The following is a 26,750-nucleotide window of genomic DNA, read 5'->3' as shown; positions in this document are numbered from 1 at the left end:
TCACCCTCGCCGCTCACACCGGCTCCTCCATCGCGACCCGCAGAGCGGCGATCCCCCGCGAGCCGTACGCCTTCACGGAGCCCAGCGAGATGCCGAGGGTGTCGGCGACCTGGGCCTCGGTCATGTCCGCGAAGTAGCGCAGGACCAGGACCTCGCGCTGGCGGCGCTGGAGGCCCTTCATGGCCTTGATGAGCGAGTCGCGCTCCAGCTGGTCGTAGGCCCCCTCCTCGGCGCTCGCCATGTCGGGCATCGGCTTGGACAGCAGCTTGAGTCCGAGGATGCGCCGGCGCAGGGCCGAGCGGGAGAGGTTGACGACCGTCTGGCGCAGGTACGCGAGGGTCTTCTCCGGGTCCCGGACGCGTTTGCGTGCCGAGTGGACGCGGATGAAGGCCTCCTGGACGACGTCCTCGCAGGAGGCGGTGTCGTCGAGCAGGAGGGCGGCGAGACCCAGCAGGGAGCGGTAGTGCGCCCGGTAGGTCTCGGTGAGGTGGTCGACGGTGGTACCGGCTGCCGTCGTGTCCTCGGCGTGCTCGGCTCCGTCACGCTGACCGGGTATGCGGGCGCGCCGCGCTGCGGGCATGGGCGCGATCACCGGCATGCCACCGGGCGCCCCGGGCCTGCGGGGCCGGAGGACAGCCGCGCCGCTCGGCGCGGCAGGGAAGTCGAGTACCTGAGCCACGACAGTTGGACACGCTCGCCCCGGTGAGGGTTGTACGCGGCCGTCCCTCTTCTCTCAGGCAGCACAACTGACCGTGCGTCAAACGCGCTCATGCCTACCCGCTCTTCCCCTGTGTCCTCAATGGCCGGGGCGTCCCCACGCCCCGCATGCGCCCCCGCACCCCTGAAAGGGCGTTCGCAAAGACGCTCCCCGCCCTTCGCGCGGTTGCGGAGAGCGGGGAGGAAAATCTTCGGACGCCCAGGCGCCGGGATCAAGTGGTACGGACCATTAGTCGCGCCACATGTCGCCCACAGATCCTACAAAGGGTTCCGGCCATGGCCAGGACTTTTCCCGTAGGCACAACTGCGTACGACAGATCCGCCACGGCGGGGGTGTCAGCGGAACTCGGCCGCCACCAGCTCCGCGATCTGCGCGGTGTTGAGGGCGGCGCCCTTGCGCAGGTTGTCCCCGCAGACGAAGAGTTCGAGCGCGGTGGGGTCGTCCAGGGCCCGTCGGACCCGCCCGACCCAGGTGGGATCGGTGCCGACGACGTCGGCCGGTGTGGGGAACTCGCCGGCCGCCGGATCGTCGAAGAGGACGACCCCGGGGGCGGTCGCGAGGATCTCGCGCGCCTTGCGGACGGTCACCTCGCCCTCGAAACGGGCGTGGACGGTGAGGGAGTGCACGGTGACGACCGGGACCCGCACACAGGTCACGGCGACCGGCAGCGCGGGCAGGCCGAGGATCTTGCGGGACTCGTCCCGCACCTTCATCTCCTCCGAGGACCAGCCGTCCTCGCGCAGCGAACCGGCCCATGGCACGACGTTCAGCGCGACCGGCTCCGGGAACGGTCCGGTGTGGTCGCCGACGGCCCGCCGCACGTCACCGGGGTGGGTGCCGAGCTCGGTGCCGGCGACCAGGGAGAGCTGCCGGCGCAGGGTCTCCACGCCGGCCCGTCCGGCCCCGCTCACCGCCTGGTAGCTGGACACCACCAGCTCCCGCAGCCCGAACTCGGCGTGCAGCGCGCCCAGGGCCACGATCATGGACAGGGTCGTGCAGTTGGGGTTGGCGATGATCCCGCGCGGCCGCATCCGCACCGCGTGCGGGTTGACCTCGGGGACGACGAGGGGCACGTCGGGGTCCATCCGGAAGGCGCCCGAGTTGTCCACGACGACGGCACCGCGCGCGGCGGCGACCGGCGCCCACTGCGCGGCCACCTCGTCCGGTACGTCGAACATGGCGACGTCGACCCCGTCGAAGGCCTCCTCCGACAGGGCCACGACCTCGACCTGCTCCCCGCGCACGGCCAGCTTGCGGCCGGCCGAGCGGGGGGAGGCGATCAGTCGGATCTCGCCCCAGATGTCCGCGTGCTGGGACAGGATCTGGAGCATGACCGTGCCGACGGCTCCGGTCGCGCCTACGACCGCGAGCGTCGGCCTGGCAGTCATCGGCCGGTGCCGCCGTAGACGACCGCCTCATCGCTGTCGGAGTCGAGTCCGAAGGCGCTGTGCACGGCGCGCACGGCCTCGGCCACGTCGTCGGCGCGGGTGACGACCGAGATGCGGATCTCGGAGGTCGAGATCAGCTCGATGTTCACGCCCGCGTCGGACAGGGCGGTGAAGAAGTCGGCCGTGACGCCCGGGTTGGTCTTCATGCCCGCGCCGACCAGGGAGATCTTGCCGATCTGGTCGTCGTAGCGCAGCGAGTCGAAGCCGATGCCGGACTTGTTCTTCTCCAGGGCGTCGATGGCCTTGCGGCCCTCGGCCTTGGGGAGCGTGAAGGAGATGTCGGTCAGCCCGGTGGAGGCGGCGGAGACGTTCTGCACGATCATGTCGATGTTGATCTCGGCGTCCGCGATCGTACGGAAGATCACCGCGGCCTCACCCGGCTTGTCCGGCACGCCGACGACCGTGATCTTGGCCTCGGAGGTGTCGTGCGCGACACCGGAGATGATGGCCTGCTCCACCTTCTTGTCCCCTTGCTCGATCGGCTCACTGCTGACCCATGTGCCCTGGAGTCCGCTGAAGGACGACCGGACGTGGATCGGGATGTTGTAGCGGCGGGCGTACTCCACACAGCGGTGGAGCAGCACCTTCGAACCGGAGGCGGCGAGCTCCAGCATGTCCTCGAAGGAGATCCAGTCGATCTTCTTCGCCTTCTTGACCACCCGCGGGTCGGCGGTGAACACACCGTCGACATCGGTGTAGATCTCGCAGACCTCGGCGTCGAGGGCGGCCGCGAGCGCCACGGCGGTGGTGTCGGAGCCACCGCGCCCGAGCGTGGTGATGTCCTTCTTGTCCTGGCTGACGCCCTGGAAGCCGGCGACGATGGCGATGTTGCCCTTGTCCAGGGACTCCCGGATGCGGCCCGGCGTGACGTCGATGATCCGGGCTTTGTTGTGGACCGAGTCGGTGATGACGCCGGCCTGGCTGCCGGTGAAGGACTGGGCCTCGTGGCCCAGGTTTTTGATCGCCATGGCCAGCAGCGCCATGGAGATCCGCTCTCCGGCGGTCAGCAGCATGTCGAACTCACGCCCGGCAGGCATGGGAGATACCTGCTCGGCGAGATCGATCAGCTCGTCCGTCGTGTCGCCCATCGCGGAAACGACGACGACCACCTGGTGGCCGTTCTTCTTCGCTTCGACGATTCGCTTGGCGACGCGCTTGATGCCTTCGGCATCGGCTACGGAGGAGCCTCCGTACTTCTGCACGACAAGGCCCACGTGCGCTCCTCGCTCAGTCCGTGTGTGTCGGCTCAGTTTACCGAGCGCCCGAATTCCACCTCCGCGGTATCGCATCGTGAGATTCGCACGCCCAGGTCAGCGCATGCCCAAGAGCGCACCTCGGGAAAAGTGCACCGCGTCACACGGCCCTGCTCGGCCACCAGGGCCCCTACGACGTCGTCCTCCTCGCTCTCGGGCCACCCGACACCGACGGCCTGGACGTGTGCCATGCGCTGCGCGAGCAGATCATGGAGGCGGTCCGGGACGCGCACTGGTTCGGGCCGGGTAGGGACAGGACTCATACAAGTGACGTTCCGTACCTCTTGTAACGGTGAGGTGTGCATGACCGCGACGGCCGAGGTACTGCTGGCCGTGATCGTGCTGCTCGGCTCCTGCGTGCAGTGGCTCACCGGAATGGGCTTCGCCCTGGTCTCGGTGCCCGCGCTGGTGCTCCTTCTCGGCCCGGAGCAGGGGGTGATCCTCGCCAACTGCGCGGCCGGGGTGATCTGTCTGGTCGGACTTGCGGGCGGCCTGCGCCTGGTGCGCCCCCGGGCGATGCTCCCGTTCTGCCTGGCGGCGGCCTGCACGGTCCCGGCGGGCACCTGGGTCACCCACCGACTCCCGCGGCCCTGGCTCCTGTTGGTGATGGGCGCCCTGGTGACGGTGGCGGTGCTGCTCGTCATGCGCGGCGCACGGGCGGCGGCCCTGGGCGGCACCCGGGGTGCCGTCCTCGCGGGCGCGGCGGGCGGTTTCATGAACTCCGCGGCGGGGGTGGGCGGCCCGCCCTTCTCCCTCTACGCCGTCAACGCGGGCTGGACGGTACGGGAGTTCGTCCCCAACGCGATGTTCTACGGCGTCATCGTGAACGCCTTCTCGGTGGCGTCGAACGGGCTGCCCGGGCTGGGCCGGACCCAGTGGCTCCTGGTGTGCGCGGCGATGACCACGGGCGGCCTGACCGGCAGATGGCTCACCCCCCGCATCCCGGAGAACCGAGCCCGCCTGCTCGTCCTGCTCCTGGCCCTGACGGGCGGGATCACGGCCGTGGGCAAGGGGCTGTGGGAACTGTGAGCCCTCGCCCCCGGCACCGTGACGGCCCGGACACCTGACGGCCCCGGCACCGTGACGGCCCCGCCGCCGCACGGCTCACACCCGGCCCCCGAACAGCGTCACCAGTCCCTGGTCCAGTTCCGCACCCACGATCTCCTCGTCGGGGGCTACGACCGTGTAGGTGCGGGCCAGGAAGCGGGTGAGGTCCGCGGTGGTGAAGCTGAGGACGGCGGCGCCCTGCGCGGCGTGGAACTCCACGTACGTGTGGGCCGAACCGCCCGGACGGACACGGACGTTGCCGATGCCGGCCGGCGCCCGCAGCCCCTCGCCCAGCAGGACGCGGGCGAACGTCCACGTCGTGACCTCGCCGTCGACCGTGACATGGGGCGGGAAGTCGAGGTCCACGGCCAGCGGGTCGGCGGAGGTGTAGCGCAGGGTCACGGGGACGGCGATCTCCTGGTCCGCGGCTGTGATCAGGCGGGCGCCTGTCGGCTGCTGGAGGGTGACGTGCATGCGGGGCTCCCGGTGGGCGAGGGACACGGGCGGCCGGGTGTGGCCGTCGTGCAGTCAGACCACCCCGGATGCCCGCGCATTACGCCGTTCCGGAAGTCTTCCCGTATGACCCGCGTCACACAGGCGCTACTGCGGGGACCGCAGTCCCAGCGGCCCCGCGATCTCCTCCACCATCACCTTGCCCGCCTCGAACTCCAGCGTCTCGTCGCCGATCGCCTGGTCGGTGTCGAGACCGTCCAGTTCCTCCAGCGGCTGGTTCAGGCGCACGTGCGCCACCACCGACTGCAGGGCGCGCAGGGTCGCGGACGCCGTGGAGCCCCAGTTGGAGAAGTAGGAGAACTGCCACCACCACAGCGCCTCCGTGGTGCGGCCCGCCCGGTAGTGGGCCATGCCGTGGCGCAGGTCGGTGATGACGTCCGTCAGGTCGTCGGAGATACGGGCCGGGACCGGGGCCTTGCGGGGCTCGTAGGGGTCGAAGACCTCGGAGTAGACGTCGATCGGGTCCAGCAGCCGGGCCAGGTTCTCGCGGAGTTCGTCCACGTCGGCGTCCGGGCCCGTGTCGGGCTCGTAGCGCTCGTCGGGAACGATGTCCTCATGGGCGCCGAGGCGGCCGCCGGCCAGCAGGAGCTGGGAGACTTCCAGGAGCAGGAAGGGGACGGCCGAGTCGGGTTCGTCGCCCTTCGCCACCTCCATGACGGCCACCAGGAAGCTCTCGACCTGGTCGGCGATCTGGACCGCGAAGTCGTCCGGGTCCTGGGCAGTCGCGTGCAGTGTGGCGTCAGACATCTAGGAGTCGTCTCCCCTCGAAGGCGCGGCCGAGGGTCACCTCGTCCGCGTATTCCAGGTCGCCACCCACCGGGAGGCCGCTGGCCAGGCGGGTGACCTTGAGGCCCATGGGCTTGATCATGCGGGCGAGGTAGGTGGCCGTGGCCTCCCCCTCCAGGTTCGGGTCCGTGGCCAGGATCAGCTCGGTGACCGTACCGTCGGCCAGGCGGGCCAACAGTTCCCTTATGCGCAGATCATCGGGTCCTACACCCTCGATGGGGCTGATCGCGCCGCCGAGGACGTGGTACTTGCCACGGAACTCCCGGGTGCGCTCGATCGCGACCACGTCCTTCGGCTCCTCCACCACACAGATGACGGAGGGGTCGCGGCGGGCGTCGCGGCAGATGTTGCACAGCTCTTCCTGGGCGACATTGCCGCAGGTCGCACAGAAGCGGACCTTCGCCTTGACCTCCATCAGGCACTGCGCGAGCCGACGGACGTCCGTCGGCTCCGCCTGGAGGATGTGGAAGGCGATCCGCTGCGCGCTCTTGGGACCGACGCCGGGCAGCCGCCCCAGTTCGTCGATGAGGTCCTGGACCACGCCTTCGTACAACGGACTGCCGTCCTTCCTGGGTTCCTTGCGATACGTACGCTAGTTGGCCGACACCCGACTCCGGAAGACGGGCCCCTCCTAGAAGGGCAGCCCGGGGATCCCGCTGCCGCCGCCGAGGCCCTGCGCGAGCGGGCCGAGCTTCTGCTGCTGGAGCGTCTGGGCGTTCTCGTTGGCCGCCTGTACGGCCGCCACGATCAGGTCGGCGAGGGTCTCGGTGTCCTCCGGGTCCACCGCCTTGGGGTCGATCTTCAGCGCGCGCAGCTCTCCGGCGCCGGTGACGGTGGCCTTCACCAGACCCCCGCCCGCCTGGCCGTCGACCTCGGTCCTGGCGAGCTCCTCCTGCGCGTTCGCCAGGTCCTGCTGCATCTTCTGGGCCTGCTGGAGCAGCTGCTGCATGTTGGGCTGGCCACCACCGGGGATCACGATCAGCTCCTGTGTCGGTACGGCTGTGCGGGCGAGGTTTTTCCTCCCTGGCACGAGCCTACGTGGTCGGGACGGGCGTCGCCCCAGCACTCTTTCGAGTGAGTCGACGTGGAGTCCTATACCTGATCAAGGCCCTCTTCCGAGCGGAAAAGCGACCAAAGCACCCCCTTCGCCACCCATTGGGCGGTAGGAAGGATCCCCGCACATCAGCATCAGGCGTCACGCAGGGTGACCGATCAGTAGGGAGCGCCGGGTGGGTCAGCCGGAGATGCAGCCCGAGGGCCCGCCTCAGGACGGACGGGCCGATCTGGCCGGACGGACGTTTCCGCTCGGCGACTGGGGCGAGCCCGCCGTACGGCTGGACGAGCTGTACCGGTGGGTGGAGCACGGGGCGCTGCAGACGGCGTCCTGGTATCTCGCGGACCGGGTGGGGAAACGACGCTGCGCGCGGGCCCTGCGGGCCGGGGCCGCGGTGGGGGCGGTGACCGGGGCCGTGCTGCCGTTGCTGGGGCTGACGGGGGTGGTGGGCGCCGGGGCCGCGCCCTGGGGCTACCTCGCCCTGCTCCTCGCGGTGGCCTGTGTGGCCGTGGACCGCTTCTTCGGGGTGACCTCCGGCTGGATAAGGGACGTGGCCACCGCACAGGCCGTGCAGCGCCGCCTCCAGGCCCTCCAGTTCGACTGGGCCTCGGAGAGCGTGCGCGAGGTGCTCGGCCCCACGGAGGGCACGGCCGCCGAGGCCACCGAGCGCTGTCTGGGCGTGCTGCGCCGCTTCTCCGAGGACGTGACGGAGCTGATCCGGGTGGAGACCGCCGACTGGATCGTGGAGTTCCGCAACGGGTCCGCGCCGATGGGCATCCAGGGCGCGGTGACCTCCGGGGGCCGCCAGGACCCCGGAGGCGCACAGGGCCGCTTCCCGCTCCCCCCGGGGCCACCGGCCCGCCCGAACATGCCCCGCCAACGCCCGCCGGAGCCTCGGTGAGCCGGTCCGGGCCCGCTCCCGGCTCGGACCGTCAGCCGCACAGCCCCGCCGCCCGGCCGCACGGCAGGTGCCCCTGCCGCCGGATCACGTCCTGGCTCGTGCCTTCGTCGAGACAGGCGAGGAAGCCCGCGGCGAGGGACCCGGGGGCCGGGGGGCGATAGGTGTAGGCGTACTCGACCCCCCGATAGGGATATGAGTCCAGGTGGTCGACGGAGGCCGCCTCACCGTCCAGAGGCACCCGGCGCACGCCCTCGTGGCCGGTGGCCAGGGTGAGTTCGCTATAGCCGAGCGCACCCGGCTGGGCGGCCACCTTGTCCAGCACGTCGTGGGTGGAGGCGAGTTCGCAGCGGGTGACGGCAGGCCGGGCGGCCGCAGCCACCGCCTTGTCCCTGAGCGGGTCGCAGTCCAGGGACGTCGTGGGGGTCATCTCCCAGGCGCCCGCCAGCACTCGTTCCTGGAAGATCTGCCGGGTCCCCGAGTAGGCGTCCCGGCTGACCAGCACGACCGGCAGGCCGGGCAGCCGCGGGAGTCCGGCGGGGCGCGAGGCGTTCAGATCGCTCCAGCGTCCGACCTCGCCCCGGTACAGGCGCTCCACCTCGGCCCGGGTCAGTCCGCGCGCGCCGAGATCGATGCCGTCGTTGACGACGAGGGTGAAGACCGACAGGGCGATCCGCTCGCCGTGCAGGCCCAGCCGGTCGCCCATGGGGCCGTCCGAGAAGGCGATCACCGACCGCGCCTCCTTCGCCGAGCGGGCACCGGTGGCGGCGAGCCCGGCCACCCCGGCCTCGCTGCCGCGGGCCTCGACGGTGATCTCGGCGCCCTCGCAGTCCTTCTCGTACTCCTTCGCGAGCGTCTCGATCACCGGGGCGAAGGCCGTGGAGCCGGTCACCGTGAGGCTTCCCGTCTCGCAGCCGAGGGGCGGCGGGGTGTCGTCGCGGGCGACCACGATCGTGGCGAGGACCAGGACCGAGAGGGTGAGCAGCCCGGTAAAGATCCGTGCCGCCGGGCTGAGGACGGGCGGGATCTCGTCCGGGGTGGCGCTGCGGTTGGGGTGCACCTCGCCGTCCCGAATGCCGCCGATCATGCGGATCGGACGGCCCACGTCACCGCCGGACAGCAGCACGAGGAGCTTGTAGTGCTCGCCGCGGTTGAGGGGCACGCGCGGGATGCGCAGCCGGTTGTCCTCGTAGCCGAAGCCGCGTTCCGGGGTGAAGTGGTCCATCAGGTGGTCGGTGTCGATCGGCTGGGTGACCGAGACCCCGCGGACGGTCCGGTCGCTGAACACCGCGGTCAGGCCGTGCCGTTCGGGGCCCGTGTAGTCGTCCCGGTCGATGCCCTGCGAGCCGTCGTTCTCGATGCGGAGGAGGACGAGGGTGGCGTCCGACATGTCCGGGGCCTCGTCGAACAGCCCGAGTCTGACGTTGGCCCGGCCTCTTCGGACGTCGTCGCCGATCGGGTTGTCCATCTGCACGCGGTACCCGATGCGCTTCCTTCGAGGCACCCGGCGCTCGAACCAGACCATGACCCCGGACGCGACGATGCCGAGGACTGCGGTCCCCACCGCCACGAAGTTCTCCGCGCTCAGCCACTCCACTGTGGGTGCCCCCGCCACTCCCGCAGTTCACTTGTCCGGCCACCGTACGACTGTGCGAGCGGGCCCGGCGGGCCGACGGGGCGAAGTTCGCCGGGCGTTCAACCGGCGTACGCGGGAAGGGGGTTCGGGGTTTCAGGGTGAGGCCACGGGGGCTGTCGGTGCCGTGCCGGGGCCCTTGTCGTCCAGGACGGCGTAGACGGAACCGCCGGCGCCCAGGGCCACCACGAGCGCGACGGCGAGGAGCGCCAGCGTGACGGCACGGCTGCGGTCCCCGGCCCGCGGACCCGCCGACGGGTACGGCGTGATGTAGGTGCCGAGTACGGGACGCTCCCTGGCGTGGCCCCTCCCCTCCCCCTCCGCCGGACCGGCGGAGCCGTGCTCCTCCATCGCAGACCCTCCCCCGAGACCGCGCGCCGCCGTCCACGCGACTGAAGACCAGTGTCTACGCCGGTCGGCTGTCCGTCGAGATGTGTCAGCAGACAGCGGCATGCCGCCGCGAAGCGGCATACCGCCAATGAAGTGAGCTCAGGTAGATGAGGTATCCGCCGGCTCATGAAAACGGGCAGAGGTTCACACCGGAAGCCGGAAAGCCACTGTCGCCGCAGCGGCTACCACGGCTACCAGAAGGCACAGGCGTGCCGTCTTGGACCAACTCTGCATGGCTTCGGTGACGACCTTGCCCACTACTCGATACATTGCTTCACCCCCTTCCTCGTGAATGGATTCCGCGAGAGACAAGGGGAGACGCCCATCGACGAGTGGAGCGAAACGCCCTGTCAATCAAATTTTCACATAGGGGTCTTATTTTTCACCAGGGCGACAGGGGGCGCATTCCGTGAAATAAAGAGGAGTGAATCGCCCCGCCCCTCCGACAAATCGGAGGTTATCGGGACGATTCACTCGCGGGTCACAGTAGCCGCTGCGACCCTCACGCTGTCCGTCAACACGGGACAACGGATACCTCATGTCTCCAGTATCCGAGCTTAGAAGCGATCTGCCAAGTGTCAGATCGCCCATTTTCCAACGGCTGCCACGCGCTACGCCAGGCTACGGGGTTCATCGTGCGGGGATGCGATGGCGCACAGCTACCTGAGCAGGCGAGCATATGCAGGTGGCCAGCTGGCGCATGGCCATTGAGCCGGATGCCACTCCAAGGGAAGCAGTGGAGCTATCCCGACTTAGCCCTCTGGCCACGCCAGATGACATTGACAAGCCGACTGTGGTACCCATGGTGCCCGCTCTCTCGGCTGTCGGGGCCCAGGAGCCTTTTACCATGCCCAGATCAAAGTCCCGGAGATGCTCGATGAACGAACCTGTCGCCCCGCCAGCATTGTGGCGCAAAAGCAGTGCCAGCGAGACGGGGAATTGTGTCGAGGTCTTCCTAGGGGAAGATATTCTGGTACGCGATTCCAAGAACCGTAATGCATTCCGGTTGAGCTTTTCCCGGGGAAGTTGGACGGACTTTGTGAGCACGATCGACTCGACTTCGCTTCAGGGAGTGTCGAGCGTGTCCGGCGAGTGATTCTCCTCGGTCTGATCAGGAGGCGCGACCCCAGAGGAAGCGAGGACACCCGAGTCCCCCCAGGGGGCCTGCGCCGGGTCAGGCATCTCGACCGGCGAAACGGAGTGCCGCGCCAGGGCGGCATCAAGCAGTTGATCGGCAGCATCCCGCCTGGCCAGCTGCTCTATACCGAAGAATGACTCCAGATAGCGTGCAGGAGCATCGGAGTCAGCCCAGCCCTGCCCCTCGCGTATAACCGACTGGGTGTCCTGCTCCAGGTAGAGAACGAAGTCTTCCTCAGGATCCTCGAACTCGTAGAGCACGTACGCCGTCTTGTAGCGCTTGTGCAGACCGCCTTCGAACGGCAGGATCCTGAGGGTTATCTGGGGGTGGTCGGCGAGCGTTTTCAACCGTCTGATCTGCCGGCGCATCACGGAAGCCCCCGCAACCGACCGGGTGATCACACTTTCATCGATGATGAAGTGCATCTCCGGGCCGTCCGGCCGTAGCAGGCGCTCCTGCCGCTCAAGGCGTAACTCCACGAGCGCCTCTACTTCTGCGGCATCCATCACCCTTAATACTTCAAGGGCGTACTCTTCGGTCTGCAGCAGCCCGGGGACAAGCATAGGTTCGAAGCTTCGAATGATCGAGGCCGCGCCCTCGTATCCCAAGGACAGCAGAAACGCCGGATCCGCCTTGCCCCGGTACCGATCCCACCAGGGCCGTTCCTTGGCTGCCCGCGCCATGCCGATCAAGGTGTCCGACTCAGCCGTGTCGCCGACGCCGTAGTAGCTGATCAGCGCCCTCAGGTCGGTGATCGAGATACCGACCGTGCCTGTCTCGATGCGAATGATCTTGGACAGGGACCACTCCATCTCGTCCGCCACCTGCCGCTGAGTGAAGCCGGCGGACTCCCGTAATCGTCGCAGCCGGTCGCGGAGCTTGCGACGCTGCAGAGCAGGGTCTGTGAGCGGCAACTGCCACCCCCTGTCGTGTCCATGCGTGCCCAGAGCTGCGTCAAGGTACGGCCCTGCCAATTCGCAACCAGCGATGCGGCGACAGGCCGGGTGCACAACGGCCACCTGGAGTTCAGCATCGAGCAGAAAGACCGCCCCGACAAGCGCCGAACCCGGACGATGTCGACAGAGTGTCGCGTCACGCCCCGTCCGGCAGACAGGACGCCGATACCGCTTCCGTATCGCGGACATTTACGCTCGCTCGCATGACCCCTCAGCCACACCCCGAGGTCGGCGTCGCCGTGAAGGCCGCGGACCGTGCTCATGTGTTCCACTCCTGGTCCGCGCAGGAGCTCATCGACCCGCTCGCCGTCGCCGGTGCGGAGGGCTCGTACTTCTGGGACTACGACGGGAACCGCTACCTCGACTTCACCAGCGGGCTCGTCTACACCAACATCGGGTACCAGCACCCGAAGGTCGTCGCCGCGATACAGGAGCAGGCGGCGACGATGACGACCTTCGCGCCCGCCTTCGCCGTCGAGGCCCGGTCGGAGGCGGCCCGGCTGATCGCCGAGCGGACGCCCGGGGACCTGGACAAGATCTTCTTCACCAACGGCGGTGCCGACGCCGTGGAGCACGCCGTACGGATGGCCCGGCTGCACACCGGGCGGCCCAAGGTGCTGTCTGCGTACCGGTCGTACCACGGGGGTACGCAGCAGGCCGTCAACCTCACCGGCGACCCGCGGCGCTGGGCCTCCGACAGCGCCTCGGCCGGGGTCGTGCACTTCTGGGCGCCCTTCCTGTACCGGTCCCGCTTCTACGCCGAGACCGAGGAGCAGGAGACCGCGCGGGCGCTGGAGCACCTGGAGACGACCATCGTCTTCGAGGGGCCGGCCACCGTCGCCGCGATCGTCCTGGAGACCATCCCCGGCACCGCCGGGATCATGGTCCCGCCGCCCGGCTACCTGGCCGGGGTCCGCGAGCTCTGCGACAAGTACGGGATCGTCTTCGTCCTGGACGAGGTCATGGCCGGGTTCGGGCGGACCGGCGAGTGGTTCGCCGCCGACCTGTTCGGCGTCACGCCCGACCTGATGACCTTCGCCAAGGGCGTCAACAGCGGATACGTGCCGCTCGGCGGTGTCGCCGTCTCCGGGGCCGTCGCCGAGACCTTCGGCAAGCGGCCCTACCCCGGTGGGCTCACCTACTCGGGGCACCCCCTCGCCTGCGCGGCCGCCGTCGCGACCATCAACGTGATGGCGGAGGAGGGGGTCGTCGACAACGCCAGGCACCTCGGTGCGGCCGTCCTGGAGCCGGCCCTGCGGGAGCTCGCCGAGCGGCACCCGAGCGTCGGCGAGGTGCGGGGCGTGGGCATGTTCTGGGCCCTGGAGCTGGTGAAGAACAGGGAGACCCGCGAGCCGCTCGTGCCCTACAACGCGGCGGGTGAGGCGAACGCCCCCATGGCCGCGTTCGCCGCCGCCGCGAAGAAGCAGGGCATCTGGCCGTTCGTCAACATGAACCGGACGCATGTGGTGCCGCCGTGCAACGTCAGCGAGGCCGAGCTCAAGGAGGGCCTCGCGGCGCTGGACACCGCGCTCTGCGTGGCGGACGAGTACACGGAGTAAACCTCCGGGGGCATCGAACGCGTAAGGTGGCGTGCTCGTAGACATATGTACGAGCACGCCATCTGCACCTGCGCGAGGGAGGCGCCCCGACGATGCCCGGCAGCAGCGGCAACGGCGCCGTCACCCGCAGTACGCTGCGGCAGCAGATCGCGGACGCGCTGCGCGACGAGGTACTGGCCGGGCGGCTCCAGCCGGGGCAGGAGTTCACGGTGAAGGAGATCGCCGAGCAGTACGGCGTCTCCGCGACCCCGGTCCGCGAGGCGCTCGTGGACCTGTCCGCGCAGGGCCTCCTGGAGGCCGACCAGCACCGCGGCTTCCATGTCCACGAGTACTCCCTCGACGACCTGCGGAGCATGACCGAGGCCCGCAGCCTGGTCACGGACGGCATGTTCCAGGCGCTGGACGCCGGCCACCCCGTCCTCCAGCAGCTGGAGGAGCCCCGTACCGCCGCGGCCGTGGCGGGCGTACGGCGGCGCGGCGAGGAGGCCCAGCGGGCCGCCACCGCGGGCGACCTGACCGTACTGATCGGCTACGACCTGCGCTTCTGGCGCGAGCTCAGCGCGCTGTTCGGCAACCCCTACCTCGCCGACTTCCTGCACCGGCTGCGCGTGCAGACCTGGGTGTGCACGGTCCAGTACCTGCGCCGGATCACCGATCTGCGCGGCAGGCTGTGGTCCGGACACCCGTCGGTCGCCGACGCCCTGTACGCGCGGGACACCAGGACCGCCCGCGAGCTCCTCACCGCCTACAACGGCCACTATCTGACCCTCATCGAGGGCCTCACCGCCGACTGAGCGCGCGGGTCACGGGTACAACGTGCACTACCGGGAGCCGTCGGGGCGCCCCACCGACTACCCTGCCTTGACCACCGTACGAAGACATCCGCGCACCGCGAGTATCCGAGGAGTTGTCTTTTGGCCTGTGACCTGTGGCTGGTCCCGCTCGTCGACGTGTTGTGCCACACCCCGGACAACCCGTTCGCCGAGGAACTCGCGCAATACAACAAGGTGCTCGCCGAGGCGGGGCTGCCGCCGGTGCCGGTGTACCAGTACATGCCGGGACTGTCCGGCGAGGTCGCCCCGGTGGCCGGTTTCGACTACGACGCCCTGCACTTCCTGCGCCGCGCCTATCTGCTGCAGGTCTGCGGACTCCCGGTCACCCCCGTCGACGAACTGGGCGGTGACTACGAGCAGTTGCTGGAGATGTTCGAGGCGACGGCCCAGCAGTCGCATCTGGTCTGGCACTACGACCACGCGGGCGCGTACGTCCCCGTCGACTTCCCGCACCCGCTCGCCGACGACGAACTCCTCGCGGGCGGCGGGCCGTTGGGTTCCGCGCAGGCCCTGCTGCGGGAACTGGAGTTCGTGGCACCGGTGATCGGCATCGATCCGGCCAACCCGCCGGCGCCCCCCGAGCCGCCGCGTGCTCCCACGGAGCTGGAGGAGCCGGCCGTCCCCGCGCCGTACGACCCCAGTCCCTTCGCCCGCGAACGCCATGTCTGGCTGGGGCTGCACGCGGCGGCGACCCGGAGCCTCGCCCAGGGCTCGATGATCATCTTCAGCTGAGACGGAGCGGGGCGGGCGGGCGGGCGGGCGGGCGGGCGGGAACTCAACGGCCCAGCTGGGACAGCCCCTTCTGCACGTCGTCGTAGTTCATCACCGGGGTGTACGTGATCTTGGCGCCCAGGTGCATGAAGAACGGCTCACTGATCACCGGCATCAGTGAGCTGTCCTGCATGTCGAAGACCATGTAGGCGGTGCGCTGACCGTTCTCGGAGGTGAAGTAGGCCGCTTCGGGCTTGATCTGCTCCATCGACTGCTCGATCAGCTTCGGCAGGGTGCCGTGGCTGATGGCCTCGTTCGCCTTCTCTGTGTCCATGGACACCTTGAGCAGTACGCGCATCGCACTCACCTTCTCCGGATCGACACGCAGATGCACGATTCCAGAATATGCCTGGATGCGGCATTTCTCCCTGGAGCGCGTCGTCCGCCTCGGGACCGAGCCCGGCATGCGGTGGGCGACGGCCCTCGGCCGCGGCCGGTGCTCCTCGAACTGCGCGGCTGTCCAGTCCTGTTCGGACACGGCGCCCACCCCTCCCCGCCCCCCCATGAACACCCGCGACGCCCCCAGAAGCACCCACCGACGAAGATCCACTGAACGGGTGAATGCCCGCATACGCCCACAAAGGGCTGGGCATGCAGCGCGCATGCGCCCTGCCTTGATCACGTCCGTGCTGCTCGCCGCCCTCGTTCCCCTCGCCGCCCCGCCCGCGCACGCCGCCGCTGCCGTACCGCCGGGGCATGTCTACTTCTGGGCCGAGCCGGGGCAGACGGGGCCGGGCGGTGCCTGGGACTACGCGCCGCCGGGGTACAAAGAGGCGGCGCCCCGGGTGAAGCGGCACGCCTACTCCTTCGACTCGCACGCGCCGGTGACCGTGTACGCGATCAGCTTCCAGGGCGGCGGTGCCTGTGTGTACCGGGCGATCCGGCCGGACGACTACTCCGACAACTGGGGCTGGGCCACCAGGTTCGACGGGGTCAGCGACACCACCATGGGCTGCGCGGCCGGCTGACCGGCCATGCGTGCCCGTACGGCGACGGCCCTGACCGTCCTCATCCTCCTCGCCGGCTCCGCCTGCACGGACCGCCCGGCACCCCCGCCCGACGACGTCATCAAGGCCGCCACCCGCACCCTCACCGACGACTGCCTGACCCGGCGGGGCCTGGCCCCGACCTCGAGCCAACGGCGCGTGTCCGAGGCGCTGTTCGGCACCGGCAGGGCGGAGCTCTCGCTCCGGCTGCCCACCGGCTATGTCGTGCGCGCCCACACCGACGGCTGCCTCGCGGCCGCGCAACGGCGGCTCTACGGCAACCAGGACCGCTGGTTCCGTACGTCGGTCGTCGTGAACAACCTCGAGCCCGAGGCCGCCGGGACCGGCCGTCCGCTCTCCGAGGTCCGTGCGGCGCACCGCGCGGAGATCGCGGAGTGGCGGCGGCTGCGCGCCCGTGCCCTCGCCCAGGCGACCGCCCTGCTGGAGGGCGGCACCACCCACCCGAAGGGAAACCAGTGAAGCGCTTCATCGCCGTCCTGTCCGCCGGACTGCTCGCCACCGGAGCCGTCCTCGCCACCTCGGCCTCGGCCCAGGCGGCGGCCTGCGGCAGCGGGAACTTCTGCGCGTGGACGGACGCGAACTACCAGGGCCAGAAGATCGAGTGGACCGGCGACGACGGCTGGTGGGAGGGCAACATCGCCGACCAGGACTCCTCCTGGGCCAACCACGGCATCTCGGGCCCCGGCATCAAGGACTACGTCAAGGTCTACGCCTCCGCCCACCAGTCCGGCCCGATGACCATCTGTCTCGCCCCCGGCCAGGAGGCCGGCTACAACGGCGTGGCCAACGACCGCGGCGACTCCCACATCTGGGCCACCGGCTGCTGAACCGGCGGCGGGACAGGGGACTCCGGCCCACCGGCCGGAGTCCCCGCCCGTTCTCAGAGTGCCGGCAGCGGGTCGGCCGGAGGACGGCGGCGGATGAGCATGGCCCGGGCCGCAGAAGCCACCGCAGTCACCGCGAGGACGGCCAGCAGCAGCGTGGTGTGGGAGCCGGCGCTGTCGGCGGCCCGGGCGACCGGGTTGGCCAGTCCGAGGCGGTCGGCCAGCCAGCCGAGGGCCGCCATGCCGGTGAGCGCCGCCCCGGCCAGCCGCAGCGCGGGCTGGACCCTGAGGCGGGCCAGCACCAGCAGCGAGGGCAGGGCGAGGCACACCAGCAGGAGCTGAACCAGTTCGATGCCCAGGTTGAAGCCGAGCAGGCTGGTCACCAACTGGCCCGTCGACAGGTGCATCTCCGCCAGGACGAAGGAGAACGCCATGCCGTGGCCGAGCCCGAAGACCCCGGCCACGAGCGCTTCCCGGCCCGGGAAGAGGGGCGTTGTCGTAGATGTAGAGCCCGGCGATGTCCTTGATGGTGACGCTGCCGGCGGGGATGTCGGCGGTGTGGGAGAAGGGCGCGGCTACCGAGACGAGCGGGAGGGCGGCGTCGGCGGTGGAGAGCCCCGCCTTCACCGTGTCCGCGTCTTCGGGGCCTTCGGGGGCCTGCGTCCGGCGGCCTCGGCGGAGTTCGGCGCTACGGCCCCGCGGCGGCGACGGCCGCCCCAGTGACGGCCGTCTTCTTCACGAACTCCCGGCGGTCGAGGGGAGGAACGGGCATGGCGGGGCTCATGGGGCAAGGGACGGGAGAGAGGCCACTACACGCGTAGATGCTGGTCTCACACCCGTGCGCCCGGGAACCAGGAAAAGGCCATGGGCCGGTCAAGGAAGTCCTTGGCCGGCCCGATGACCGTCGAGCGAGAGGGATTTACAGGAACGAGTTGATCTCGATCGTCTCGTCCCGGCCCGGACCCACGCCGATCGCGGAGATCGGGGCGCCGGACATCTCCTCCAGCGCCTTCACGTAGTCCTGGGCGTTCTTCGGCAGGTCCGCGAAGGTCTTGGCCTTCGTGATGTCCTCGCTCCAGCCCGGCAGGTACTCGTAGACCGGCTTCGCGTGGTGGAAGTCCGTCTGGGAGTAGGGGAGTTCCTCGACCCGCTCGCCGTCGATCTCGTACGCGACACAGACCGGGATCTGCTCCCAGCCGGTGAGCACGTCGAGCTTGGTGAGGAAGAAGTCGGTGAGGCCGTTGACACGGGTCGCGTACCGGGCGATCACCGCGTCGAACCAGCCGCAGCGACGGTCACGGCCGGTGGTGACACCACGCTCACCGCCGATGCGGCGCAGCGCCTCGCCGTCCTCGTCGAACAGCTCGGTCGGGAACGGGCCGGACCCCACCCGGGTCGTGTACGCCTTGAGGATGCCGATGACCCGGCTGATCTTCGTCGGGCCCACGCCGGCGCCGGTGCAGGCGCCGCCCGCGGTCGGGTTCGAGGAGGTGACGAAGGGATACGTGCCGTGGTCGATGTCCAGGAGCGTGCCCTGGCCGCCCTCGAACAGGACGACCTTGTCCTGCTCCAGGGCCTGGTTGAGGACCAGGACCGTGTCGGCGACGTAGGGCTTGAGCTTGTCGGCGTAGCCCAGCAGCTCCTCGACGACCTGGCCGACCTCGATGGCCCGGCGGTTGAAGACCTTGGTCAGGAGCTGGTTCTTGCCGTCGAGGGCCGCCTCGACCTTCTGGGTCAGGATCGACTCGTCGTACAGGTCCTGGATCCGGATGCCCACGCGGTTGATCTTGTCCGCGTAGGTCGGTCCGATGCCGCGGCCCGTGGTGCCGATCTTGCGCTTTCCGAGGAAGCGTTCCGTCACCTTGTCCACGGTGACGTTGTACGGCGTGATGATGTGGGCGTTGCCGCTGATCAGGAGCTTGGAGGTGTCGACGCCGCGGTCGTTCAGTCCGTTCAGCTCGGAGAACAGGACCGACGGATCGACGACGACACCGTTGCCGATGACCGGGGTGCACCCCGGAGACAGGATTCCGGAAGGGAGGAGGTGGAGGGCGTACTTCTGATCGCCCACGACTACCGTGTGGCCGGCGTTGTTGCCGCCCTGGTAGCGCACCACATAGTCCACCGAGCCACCGAGCAGGTCGGTCGCCTTTCCCTTGCCTTCGTCACCCCACTGAGCACCGAGCAGCACAAGTGCGGGCACGCGCGTACACCCCTTCCGGGCGGGGCATGTCCAAGGTCGGGGGCGTACGCGTACGGTTCCTCCGTCGCGTGCACCACGGCCGTCGTCGGCCGCTGCCCGTCGGACCCGGATGCCCCGGAATAGACGAAGCCCCTGGCGCAATAGCGCAAGGGGCTCTTGCACAAAGATGCTACCCGAGGAAGCGAGGCATGGCCGAGGTGGCGACTTCCGCGACGTCCGATCAGCTGTTGGTGGTCATCGACCCGGTCGCCCGGCAGACGGACGGCGAGTCCGTACGGATCGTGAAAGACGTGCTCAGCGCGGGTGCGGCGACGAAGGTGTGTCTGCCGGACGGGCCCGAGGAGTTCGCCCGGGCACTGGCCCGGCGCGGCTCGCGGCGCCCGGTGGTGGTCGGGGACGACCGTGCGCTGATGCGGACGGTGGTGCTGCTGCACCGGCAGCGGGAGCTGGCCGGATGTGTGCTGTCGGTGGTGCCGGTGGGCCCTGCCCTGGGCATCGCCCACGCGCTGGGGGTGCCCTCGGGGGCGGTGGCGGCCGCGCGGGCGGTCCTGGAGGGCGCCGAGCGGCGTCTCGACATGCTGGTGGACGACAGCGACGGGGTGGTCCTCGGAGCCCTGCGGATCCCCGCGCCGGCCGCGCGGGAGGAGCCGCTGGACGCCGCGCGGCCCTGGCTGCGGACCTGCCAGTCCCTGGTGCGGACCCTGGTGCCGGCCCGTCCCGCCCGGGAGACCGCGCCCGCCCTGCCCGGGCCCTCGCGGCTGCGGGTGGAGGTGGACGGGGAGACCCTGGTGGACCTGGACCAGCCCCTGGAGGCGGTCACGGTGACCCCGGGCCTCGGCGGCGGCCTGGCCTCGGTGGAGGTGCGCCCGCTGTCGGTGGGGGCGGAGGCCTCTCCCCTGCTGGCCAGCGGCAGGACGGTGACCGTCACCGGGGCCGACTTCCGCTACCGGGCGGACGCGGGGGTGGCCGGGCCGGTGCGCAGGCGGACGTGGACGGTGCGGGAGGGCGCCGTGGGCCTCGTCCTGCCGTCCCGCTTCTAAAGGTATGGTTGACAAACATTTAACGCCCCGAGACCCTTGCTCGACTCATTCGGGCTGGAGAGTTCCGGTCCGGCACACCGTGCACGGGCAAGGGAGAGGGGCCGGCCGATGGCAGTGGACGAGGGAGTCGCCCCGGCGGCGAAAACGGACGGTGACGGCACGGTCCACCGGCTGAAGCCCAACGCCGTCGGCCTGCTGGGCGTGGTCTTCATGGCCGTGGCGACCGCCGCGCCGATCACCGCGATGACGGGCAACGTGCCCTTCATGGTCTCCGCGGGCAACGGCATCGGGGCCCCCGCGAGCTATCTCGTCGCAATGGTCGTCCTGGCAATCTTTTCCGTCGGTTTCACCTCGATGGCGAAGCACATCACCTCGACGGGAGCCTTCTACGGCTTCATCTCCTACGGCCTCGGCCGCACCGCGGGACTCGCCTCGGGGCTGCTCGCCACCTTCGCGTACGTCGTCTTCGAGCCGGCGCTCATCGGCATCTTCTCGACGTTCGCGACCCAGACGCTCGAGGACCAGACCGGGACGCACGTCCCCTGGTGGGCGTTCGCGGCCCTGATGCTCGCGGTCAACGCCACGGGCACCTGGTTCGGCGTCTCGGTCGCCGAGAAGCTGCTGGTCGTGCTGCTGGCCACCGAGGTGACGGTGCTCGCCGCGATGGCCGTCTCCGTCGCCCTGCACGGCGGCGGACCGGACGGCTTCAGCCTCGACCCGGTGAACCCGGTCAACGCCTTCCAGGGCACGTCCGCCGGTCTCGGCCTCTTCTTCGCCTTCTGGTCCTGGGTCGGCTTCGAGTCCACGGCGATGTACGGCGAGGAGTCCCGCAACCCGAAGAAGATCATCCCCAAGGCGACCATGATCTCCGTCCTCGGTGTCGGCGTCTTCTACGTCCTCGTCTCCTGGATGGCCGTCTCGGGCACCGGGGAGGCGAACGCCGTCAAGGTCGCCACCGACAACCCCCTCGCACTCTTCTTCGGCCCCACCGAGCGGTACGTCGGCCACTGGGCGGTCGACGTCATGCAGTGGCTGATGATCACCGGCTCGCTGGCCTGCGGCATGGCCTTCCACAACTGCGCCGCCCGCTACCTGTACGCGCTGGGCCGCGAGGGCGTCCTGCCCGCGCTGAAGAACACCGTCGGCCGCACCCACACCCGGCACGGCTCACCGCACATCGCGGGCCTGGTCCAGACGCTCGTGACCGCCGTGCTCCTGCTGGCGTTCTGGGCGGCCGGCAAGGACCCGTACACCGGCACCTACGTGCTGCTCGCGATCCTCGGCACCATGGCGATCCTGGTCGTGCAGGCGGTGTGCTCCTTCGCGGTGCTGGTGTACTTCCGCACGCACCACCCCGAGAGCCGCCACTGGTTCCGCACCCTGGTGGCCCCGCTCGTCGGCGGTGTGGCGATGCTGGCGGTGGTCGGCCTGCTGGTGTCCAACATGGGCGCGGCGGCCGGCCCGGAGTCCGGTTCGCTGGTGCTGAAGGCCACGCCGTGGCTGGTGGCGGCGGTCGCGGGGCTGGGCATCGGGTACGCGCAGTACCTGAAGCGGCGCTCCCCGGAGCGGTATCTGCTGCTGGGGCGGACCGTGCTGGAGGAGACGAAGGAACGCTAGGGCCCGGTCGGACAGACCTCAGGGGCCGAACAGCTTGGCGCGGTGGGCCTTCCAGCGCTCCATCATCTGCGCCACGTCCTTCTCGATGAACTCGAAGAACGCGAGGGTCTCGGCCAGCCGGTGTCCCGCCGGTGTCCCGGCGCCGAGGCTGGCCACCCCCTCGCGCAGGGCGTCCTCCCACCGCTTGATGATCGCCTCGCGGTTGGTGAGCGCGTGGTACCACTGGTCGGAGTGGACCCGGTAGCGCTCCCGCCGCGAGCCGGGCTCCCGCTCGCGCGACAGCATGTGCACCTGCGCCAGATAGCGCACGGCCCCGGAGACGGCCGCCGGACTGATCTGGAGCTGCTCGCTCAGTTCGGCGGAGGTCAGGGCACCGCTGTCGGACGCGAGCAGGGCCGAGAAGACCCGGGCCGGCATCCGCTGCAGCCCGGCCTCCACGAGCTGCGCCGCGAACCGCTCCACGAACCGTGAGACCGCTTCCGGGTCCCGCTCCACCGCCTTCGACTCCGTCATGGCACCAGCCTAACCGGGCTTCATACACTTCCTTAACTTCACAAATTTCTGAAGGAAGCGTACGTTCTGAAGCATGACGAAGGCCATCACCGTCTCCGGACTGCACAAGTCGTTCGGACGGACCCACGCGCTCGACGGACTCGACCTGGACGTCGAGGCCGGTGAGGTGCACGGCTTCCTCGGCCCCAACGGCGCCGGCAAGTCCACCGCCATCCGCGTCCTGCTCGGCCTGCTGCGCGCCGACTCCGGCGCCGCGCAGATCCTGGGCCGCGACCCGTGGGCGGACGCGGTCGAGGTGCACCGCCGGATCGCCTACGTCCCGGGTGACGTCACCCTGTGGCGCAACCTCTCCGGCGGCGAGGTCATCGACCTCTACGGCCGGCTGCGCGGCGGACTCGATCCCGCCAGGCGTGCCGAACTGATCGAGCGCTTCGAGCTGGACCCCACCAAGAAGGGCCGCACCTACTCGAAGGGCAACCGCCAGAAGGTCGCCCTGGTCGCCGCCTTCGCCTCGGACGTGGACCTGCTGATCCTGGACGAACCGACCTCGGGCCTGGACCCGCTGATGGAGGAGGTCTTCCAGCGCTGTGTGGAGGAGGAGCGCGAGCGCGGCCGTACGGTCCTGCTGTCCTCCCACATCCTCAGCGAGGTCGAGGAGCTGTGCGACCGGGTGAGCATCATCCGCAGGGGCCGCACGGTCGAGACCGGCTCGCTCGCCGACCTGCGCCACCTGACCCGCACCAGCGTCACGGCCGAACTCGCGGGCGCCCCCAACGGGTTGGCGCACCTTCCCGGGGTGCACGACCTGGACGTGCAGGGCCGCCGGGTCCGGCTCCAGGTCGACACCGACAAACTCGACGCCGTCCTGCGGTCGTTGACCGACTCGGGCGTGCGCTCGCTGACGTCGACACCGCCGACGCTGGAGGAACTGTTCCTGCGCCACTACCAGGCGGAGACGGCCGCGGCGGACGAGGAGGCGGCACGATGACCTCCCTCGTCGGCACCGGCGTACTGCTGCGCTTCAACCTGCGCCGCGACCGGGTGATGATCCCCGTGTGGGTGGCGGTGAACACCCTCATGGTGCTCTCCATGCCGAACACCCTGAAGGGCCTGTACGGCACCGCGGCCGAGCGTGCCGACCTGCTGCGCCAGGTCGCCACCAACTCCTCCTTCCGCGCGTTGATCGGCCCGGTCTTCGACGACTCCCTGGGCGCCCTCACCGCGTGGCGCGTCGGCGTCTTCGCGGGGGCGCTCGCAGCGGTCACCGCCCTCCTGGTCGTCGTACGGCACACCCGTGACGAGGAGGAGAGCGGCCGGCAGGAACTGATCTCCTCCGGTGTGGTGGGCAGGCGGGCTTCACTGACGGCGGCGCTGCTGGCGGCGGCCGTGGCGAGCGGGGTACTGGCCCTGCTGGTGACGGCGGGACTGGCGGGTCAGGGAGCCGAGGGCGCGCTCGCGTTCGGCCTGGGGCTCGGCGCCGTGGGCATGCTCTTCGCCACGACGGCCGCGATCGTCGCACAGCTGACGGAGAGCGCGCGGCTGACGCGGGGCCTGACGGCGGGAGTGCTGGGCGCCGCCTTCGTGCTGAGGGCGGCCGGGGACTCGGCGTCCACCGACGGGTCGTCCGTCCTGACCTGGCTGTCCCCGCTCGGCTGGCTGTCGCAGCTGCGTCCCTTCGCCGGCGAACGCTGGTGGGTGCTGCTGCTGTTCGCGGCGGCGGTGGCGGCCCAGGGCGCGCTGGCCTACGTCCTCGCGGGCCGCAGGGACGTGGGCATGAGCTTCGTGCCGACGCGCCCCGGACCCGCGTCCGGCCGCCTGGGCACGGCGGGCGCGCTGGCCTGGCGGCTCCAGCGGGGCGGGGTGCTCGGCTGGTCGATCGGTTTCTTCCTCGCCGGGGTGATCTACGGCGGTCTGACCGACGGTGTCGCCGACCTGGTGGGCGACAACGCCAAGGCCCGTGAGATCTTCGAGCGGATGGGCGGACAGTCCGGGCTCACGGACGCGTTCCTCGCCTCCATGACCGGCATGCTCGGCCTGGTGGCCACGCTGTTCGTCGTCGCCTCGGTGCTGCGGCTGCACGGCGAGGAGACCTCGATGCGGGCGGAACCGCTGCTGGCGAACGCGGTGGGCCGACTGCGGTGGGCCTCCGGTCACCTGGTCGTCGCCTTCGGCGGCTCGGCACTCGTCATGCTGCTCGCCGGACTCGGCTTCGCCGTCGGCTACGGCAAGCAGGTCGGGCCCGTCCTGGGCGCGTGCCTGGTCCAGGTCCCGGCGGTGTGGGTGGTCGGGGGGCTCACGGTCCTGCTGTACGGGCTCACCCCGCGCCTGGCCCCGCTGGCCTGGGGGGTCGCCGGGACGGTGCTGCTGATCGGCTGGGTCGGTCCGGCGCTGGACGTGCCGCGGACGGTGCTGGACCTCTCCCCCTTCGGCCACCTGCCGAAGCTGCCGGGTGCCCCGATGGAGTGGGCGCCGGTGCTGGTCCTGACCGCCCTGGCGGCGGCCCTCGTCACCGCGGGGCTGGCGGGCCTTCGGCGGCGCGACCTGACGACGTGAACCGCCGAGGGGCGTAACGCGTCCCTCGGGGCATGGGAAGATCCGGCACGGACACGATGACCTGCGGCGGCTGCGCGCTGTCGGCCCTGGGCGCGACGGCGGCCCCCCTGCTGTGGCTGTCCATGCCCCGCACCCGGCGCCACCTGGGCGGCGGCTTCGAGAACGAGGGCATGGACCTCACGGTCCTGCTCACGGAACTGCCGCTCGTGGTCCTCGGGGGAGCCTTCCTCCCTTTGCTCGTCCTGACAGTGTCGGCCAGGCTGCGAGGACGGTGCCGGAATGCGCGCTGAGCGACCGGCTGTCAGTCGACGTACTGCTTGAGCTTCTCGGTGTCGAGTTCGATACCGAGGGGCTCGGGGAGCAGAACTCCGGCCCCGAACGGCTCCTTGCGGCTGCTGCGGTACCCGACACCGGCGTCGGGATCTCCGTACAGCGTGACCGTGCAGGCGTCACGGTCGATCAGCATGTAGAGGGGAATGCCCGCCGCCCCATAGGCAACGGGCTTCTCCTGACGATCTCGCTGGTCGGTGTCGGAATTGTTGTGGTCCCCGTCGGCCACCTTCTTGACCCCGATCCGTCCGTTGATGAACTCGAACCTGACGGCGTCGTCGGTTTCCTTGGCCGCGAAGGCGGCGATCCTCTCGAACTCCTCCACCGACATCTGGGACGACTGCACTGCACGCTCTGCCATAACGGTCATGGTGCACCCCCTCTCAGGCTGTGGCCACTGTGGCGATCCCCGGGCAAACCGCGCGCCTGTTCGCCCTGTGGTCAGCCGAACGGGTGATCACCCCACCTCGACGGCGAGCCGCTCCAACCCCCGGATCACGAAGTTCGGTTTTCTCTGCGGCTCCGCCGCCAGGGTCAGCGTCGGGGCGCGCTCCAGCAGGGCCGTCATGGACGCGGCCAGTTCGATGCGGGCCAGGGGTGCGCCGATGCAGTAGTGGATGCCGGCGCTGAAGGAGATGTGCGGGTTGTCGGCGCGGGTGAGGTCGAGGCGCTCGGGGTCCCGGAAGACCTCGGGGTCGTGGTTGGCGGAGCCGAAGAGCAGGGCGATCTCGGCGCCCCTCGGGACGGTCGTCCCGTCGATCTCGATGTCGTCCAGCACCCAGCGTTCGAAGAGCTGGAGCGGGGTGTCGTAGCGCATGAGCTCCTCGACGGCCCGCGGGACGAGGGAGTGGTCGGCGCGGAGTGCGCGCAGCTCGCCGGGGTTGCGGAACAGCGCCCACCAGCCGTTGACCGTGGCGTTGACGGTGGCCTCGTGGCCCGCGTTGAGCAGCAGGACGCAGGTGGAGATCATCTCCTGCTCGGTGAGCCGGTCACCCTCGTCGTGCGCCGCGATGAGGCCCGAGATCAGGTCGTCCCCGGGCTCCTTGCGGCGCTCGGCGATCAGCTGCCGCAGATACTCCGAGAACTCCACGGAGGCCCGCACCGCCCGGTCCGCCACGTCCTGCGACGGGTTGAGCTCGTACATCCCGCAGATGTCCGCCGACCAGGGCCGCAGCGGGGCCCGGTCCGCCTCCGGGATGCCGAGCATCTCGGCGATCACGGCGACCGGGAGCGGTTCGGCGACATCGGTCAGCAGATCGCCGCCGCCCGCCGTGACCAGCCGGTCCACCAGCTCACCGGCCAGCTCGGTCACATACGGCCTGAGCTGCTCTACCGTGCGCGGTGTGAACGCCTTCGACACCAGGCGCCGGATCCGGGTGTGGTCCGGCGGCTCCAGGTCGAGCATCCCGTGGTCGTTGAGGGTGTGGAACGGCTCGTGCTCCGCCGGCGGAGCCGTGCGCCCGAAGTCCTCGTGCGTGAACCGGTGCTGGTAGGTCCGCCCGAGCCTGCGGTCCCTCAGCAGCGCGGACACGTCCGCGTGGTGCGGGACGAGCCACTGGTTCGTGGGCTCGAAGTACTGCACACGGCCCTTGGCGCGGAGCTCGGCGTAGGCGGGGTAGGGGTCGGCGAGGAACGCCGGGTCCCAGGGATCGAAGGCTGCCATGCG

The 26,750-nt window shown here is 70.1% G+C and carries 30 protein-coding genes and 1 pseudogene; 14 read left to right on the top strand and 17 right to left on the bottom strand.

The window, feature by feature from the left end; all coding sequences use genetic code 11:
* Positions 1–13 precede the first annotated feature (13 nt).
* From M2163_RS27250 to M2163_RS27240, 3 genes are all read right to left on the bottom strand, one after another.
* Positions 14–679: a SigE family RNA polymerase sigma factor gene (locus tag M2163_RS27250; RefSeq protein WP_280850222.1), complete on the bottom strand. Its 666-nt coding sequence runs from the start codon at positions 677–679 to the stop codon at positions 14–16.
* Positions 680–1,053: 374 nt separating this feature from the next.
* Positions 1,054–2,106 (bottom strand): aspartate-semialdehyde dehydrogenase, encoded by a 1,053-nt coding sequence (locus tag M2163_RS27245; protein WP_280850223.1) that lies wholly within the window; start codon positions 2,104–2,106, stop codon positions 1,054–1,056.
* On the bottom strand, positions 2,103–3,380 hold the full coding sequence (locus M2163_RS27240; RefSeq protein WP_125195096.1) for an aspartate kinase: 1,278 nt from the start codon (positions 3,378–3,380) through the stop codon (positions 2,103–2,105). The genes M2163_RS27245 and M2163_RS27240 overlap by 4 nt, the downstream gene beginning before the upstream one ends.
* A 342-nt stretch (positions 3,381–3,722) precedes the next feature.
* On the opposite strand from M2163_RS27240, the gene M2163_RS27235 reads away from it, so the two are divergent.
* Complete coding sequence (locus tag M2163_RS27235; protein WP_280895281.1) at positions 3,723–4,448, top strand: sulfite exporter TauE/SafE family protein; 726 nt, start codon at positions 3,723–3,725, stop codon at positions 4,446–4,448.
* Between the two features lie 75 nt (positions 4,449–4,523).
* On the opposite strand, the gene M2163_RS27230 is transcribed toward M2163_RS27235, so the two are convergent.
* The 4 genes from M2163_RS27230 to M2163_RS27215 form a co-directional block, all read right to left on the bottom strand.
* A complete protein-coding gene (locus tag M2163_RS27230) occupies positions 4,524–4,940 on the bottom strand; it encodes an SsgA family sporulation/cell division regulator (RefSeq protein WP_280895280.1) in 417 nt (138 codons plus the stop codon).
* A gap of 126 nt (positions 4,941–5,066) precedes the next feature.
* Entirely contained in the window at positions 5,067–5,726 is a 660-nt protein-coding gene (locus M2163_RS27225; RefSeq protein ID WP_280850226.1) for a DUF5063 domain-containing protein, read from the bottom strand.
* Positions 5,719–6,318, bottom strand: coding sequence for a recombination mediator RecR (gene recR / locus M2163_RS27220; RefSeq protein ID WP_280895279.1), 600 nt, complete (start codon positions 6,316–6,318; stop codon positions 5,719–5,721). The genes M2163_RS27225 and recR overlap by 8 nt, the downstream gene beginning before the upstream one ends.
* A gap of 78 nt (positions 6,319–6,396) precedes the next feature.
* Complete coding sequence (locus tag M2163_RS27215; RefSeq protein ID WP_059209072.1) at positions 6,397–6,741, bottom strand: YbaB/EbfC family nucleoid-associated protein; 345 nt, start codon at positions 6,739–6,741, stop codon at positions 6,397–6,399.
* A gap of 253 nt (positions 6,742–6,994) precedes the next feature.
* Here M2163_RS27215 and M2163_RS27210 point away from each other — a divergent pair, with 253 nt between their 5' ends.
* A complete protein-coding gene (locus M2163_RS27210) occupies positions 6,995–7,720 on the top strand; it encodes an SLATT domain-containing protein (protein ID WP_280850227.1) in 726 nt (241 codons plus the stop codon).
* A gap of 31 nt (positions 7,721–7,751) precedes the next feature.
* Here M2163_RS27210 and M2163_RS27205 read toward each other — a convergent pair whose 3' ends face one another.
* Positions 7,752–9,314: a substrate-binding domain-containing protein gene (locus M2163_RS27205; protein WP_280897323.1), complete on the bottom strand. Its 1,563-nt coding sequence runs from the start codon at positions 9,312–9,314 to the stop codon at positions 7,752–7,754.
* 132 nt (positions 9,315–9,446) lie between these two features.
* Positions 9,447–9,701 carry a hypothetical protein gene (locus tag M2163_RS27200; RefSeq protein WP_280895278.1) on the bottom strand — a complete coding sequence of 85 codons (255 nt, stop codon included), beginning with the start codon at positions 9,699–9,701 and terminating at the stop codon, positions 9,447–9,449.
* 718 nt (positions 9,702–10,419) lie between these two features.
* Here M2163_RS27200 and M2163_RS46650 point away from each other — a divergent pair.
* Entirely contained in the window at positions 10,420–10,836 is a 417-nt protein-coding gene (locus M2163_RS46650) for a DUF397 domain-containing protein (RefSeq protein ID WP_348542160.1), read from the top strand.
* Here the strand turns inward: M2163_RS46650 and M2163_RS27190 are convergent.
* Positions 10,806–12,023, bottom strand: coding sequence for a helix-turn-helix transcriptional regulator (locus M2163_RS27190; protein WP_280895276.1), 1,218 nt, complete (start codon positions 12,021–12,023; stop codon positions 10,806–10,808). The two genes, M2163_RS46650 and M2163_RS27190, sit on opposite strands and share 31 nt — an antisense overlap.
* Positions 12,024–12,037: 14 nt before the next feature.
* On the opposite strand from M2163_RS27190, the gene M2163_RS27185 reads away from it, so the two are divergent.
* The 3 genes from M2163_RS27185 (at position 12,038) to M2163_RS27175 (ending at position 14,958) form a co-directional block, all read left to right on the top strand.
* Positions 12,038–13,393 carry an aspartate aminotransferase family protein gene (locus tag M2163_RS27185; protein ID WP_280895275.1) on the top strand — a complete coding sequence of 452 codons (1,356 nt, stop codon included), beginning with the start codon at positions 12,038–12,040 and terminating at the stop codon, positions 13,391–13,393.
* A gap of 92 nt (positions 13,394–13,485) precedes the next feature.
* Positions 13,486–14,187 carry a GntR family transcriptional regulator gene (locus tag M2163_RS27180; protein WP_280850232.1) on the top strand — a complete coding sequence of 234 codons (702 nt, stop codon included), beginning with the start codon at positions 13,486–13,488 and terminating at the stop codon, positions 14,185–14,187.
* 120 nt (positions 14,188–14,307) lie between these two features.
* On the top strand, positions 14,308–14,958 hold the full coding sequence (locus M2163_RS27175) for a hypothetical protein (protein WP_280850233.1): 651 nt from the start codon (positions 14,308–14,310) through the stop codon (positions 14,956–14,958).
* Between the two features lie 43 nt (positions 14,959–15,001).
* On the opposite strand, the gene M2163_RS27170 is transcribed toward M2163_RS27175, so the two are convergent.
* Positions 15,002–15,295: a hypothetical protein gene (locus M2163_RS27170; protein WP_280854134.1), complete on the bottom strand. Its 294-nt coding sequence runs from the start codon at positions 15,293–15,295 to the stop codon at positions 15,002–15,004.
* Between the two features lie 304 nt (positions 15,296–15,599).
* Here M2163_RS27170 and M2163_RS27165 point away from each other — a divergent pair, with 304 nt between their 5' ends.
* From M2163_RS27165 to M2163_RS27155, 3 genes are read left to right on the top strand one after another with little or no spacing between them, the layout of a single operon-like run.
* Positions 15,600–15,965 carry a hypothetical protein gene (locus tag M2163_RS27165; RefSeq protein WP_280850234.1) on the top strand — a complete coding sequence of 122 codons (366 nt, stop codon included), beginning with the start codon at positions 15,600–15,602 and terminating at the stop codon, positions 15,963–15,965.
* 6 nt (positions 15,966–15,971) lie between these two features.
* The gene (locus tag M2163_RS27160; protein WP_280895274.1) at positions 15,972–16,463 is read left to right on the top strand and encodes a hypothetical protein; all 492 of its coding nucleotides are present in this window, start codon (positions 15,972–15,974) and stop codon (positions 16,461–16,463) included.
* The gene (locus M2163_RS27155) at positions 16,460–16,831 is read left to right on the top strand and encodes a peptidase inhibitor family I36 protein (protein WP_280850236.1); all 372 of its coding nucleotides are present in this window, start codon (positions 16,460–16,462) and stop codon (positions 16,829–16,831) included. The genes M2163_RS27160 and M2163_RS27155 overlap by 4 nt, the downstream gene beginning before the upstream one ends.
* Positions 16,832–16,884: 53 nt before the next feature.
* Here the strand turns inward: M2163_RS27155 and M2163_RS27150 are convergent.
* The 3 genes and pseudogenes from M2163_RS27150 to M2163_RS27140 form a co-directional block, all read right to left on the bottom strand.
* A pseudogene (locus M2163_RS27150) lies at positions 16,885–17,298 on the bottom strand (HupE/UreJ family protein); the annotation flags it as partial.
* 218 nt (positions 17,299–17,516) lie between these two features.
* The gene (locus M2163_RS27145) at positions 17,517–17,612 is read right to left on the bottom strand and encodes a twin-arginine translocation signal domain-containing protein (protein ID WP_280895273.1); all 96 of its coding nucleotides are present in this window, start codon (positions 17,610–17,612) and stop codon (positions 17,517–17,519) included.
* 135 nt (positions 17,613–17,747) lie between these two features.
* The gene (locus M2163_RS27140) at positions 17,748–19,031 is read right to left on the bottom strand and encodes an adenylosuccinate synthase (protein WP_280850237.1); all 1,284 of its coding nucleotides are present in this window, start codon (positions 19,029–19,031) and stop codon (positions 17,748–17,750) included.
* A 188-nt stretch (positions 19,032–19,219) separates the two neighbouring features.
* Here M2163_RS27140 and M2163_RS27135 point away from each other — a divergent pair, with 188 nt between their 5' ends.
* Entirely contained in the window at positions 19,220–20,071 is an 852-nt protein-coding gene (locus M2163_RS27135; RefSeq protein ID WP_280895272.1) for a diacylglycerol kinase, read from the top strand.
* Positions 20,072–20,179: 108 nt separating this feature from the next.
* Positions 20,180–21,688, top strand: a complete 1,509-nt coding sequence (locus tag M2163_RS27130; RefSeq protein WP_280895271.1) for an APC family permease — start codon at positions 20,180–20,182, stop codon at positions 21,686–21,688.
* Between the two features lie 18 nt (positions 21,689–21,706).
* Here M2163_RS27130 and M2163_RS27125 read toward each other — a convergent pair whose 3' ends face one another.
* Complete coding sequence (locus M2163_RS27125; protein ID WP_280895270.1) at positions 21,707–22,201, bottom strand: MarR family transcriptional regulator; 495 nt, start codon at positions 22,199–22,201, stop codon at positions 21,707–21,709.
* A gap of 73 nt (positions 22,202–22,274) precedes the next feature.
* Here M2163_RS27125 and M2163_RS27120 point away from each other — a divergent pair, with 73 nt between their 5' ends.
* The 3 genes from M2163_RS27120 to M2163_RS27110 are packed head-to-tail and all read left to right on the top strand — an operon-like array spanning position 22,275 to position 25,044.
* The gene (locus M2163_RS27120) at positions 22,275–23,189 is read left to right on the top strand and encodes an ABC transporter ATP-binding protein (RefSeq protein ID WP_280850241.1); all 915 of its coding nucleotides are present in this window, start codon (positions 22,275–22,277) and stop codon (positions 23,187–23,189) included.
* On the top strand, positions 23,186–24,754 hold the full coding sequence (locus M2163_RS27115) for an ABC transporter permease (protein WP_280895269.1): 1,569 nt from the start codon (positions 23,186–23,188) through the stop codon (positions 24,752–24,754). The genes M2163_RS27120 and M2163_RS27115 overlap by 4 nt, the downstream gene beginning before the upstream one ends.
* A 32-nt stretch (positions 24,755–24,786) precedes the next feature.
* On the top strand, positions 24,787–25,044 hold the full coding sequence (locus M2163_RS27110) for a hypothetical protein (RefSeq protein ID WP_280850242.1): 258 nt from the start codon (positions 24,787–24,789) through the stop codon (positions 25,042–25,044).
* A gap of 11 nt (positions 25,045–25,055) precedes the next feature.
* On the opposite strand, the gene M2163_RS27105 is transcribed toward M2163_RS27110, so the two are convergent.
* Positions 25,056–25,454: a Uma2 family endonuclease gene (locus M2163_RS27105; protein ID WP_280895268.1), complete on the bottom strand. Its 399-nt coding sequence runs from the start codon at positions 25,452–25,454 to the stop codon at positions 25,056–25,058.
* Between the two features lie 87 nt (positions 25,455–25,541).
* Positions 25,542–26,747 (bottom strand): cytochrome P450, encoded by a 1,206-nt coding sequence (locus M2163_RS27100; RefSeq protein ID WP_280895267.1) that lies wholly within the window; start codon positions 26,745–26,747, stop codon positions 25,542–25,544.
* Between the last annotated feature and the right edge of the window lie 3 nt (positions 26,748–26,750).

The sequence above is a fragment of the Streptomyces sp. SAI-135 genome, from assembly GCF_029893805.1.
Taxonomy (GTDB): Bacteria; Actinomycetota; Actinomycetes; order Streptomycetales; family Streptomycetaceae; genus Streptomyces.
The sequence above is the reverse complement of the archived record's forward strand: the minus strand, read 5'-3'. Positions and strand labels throughout refer to the sequence as shown.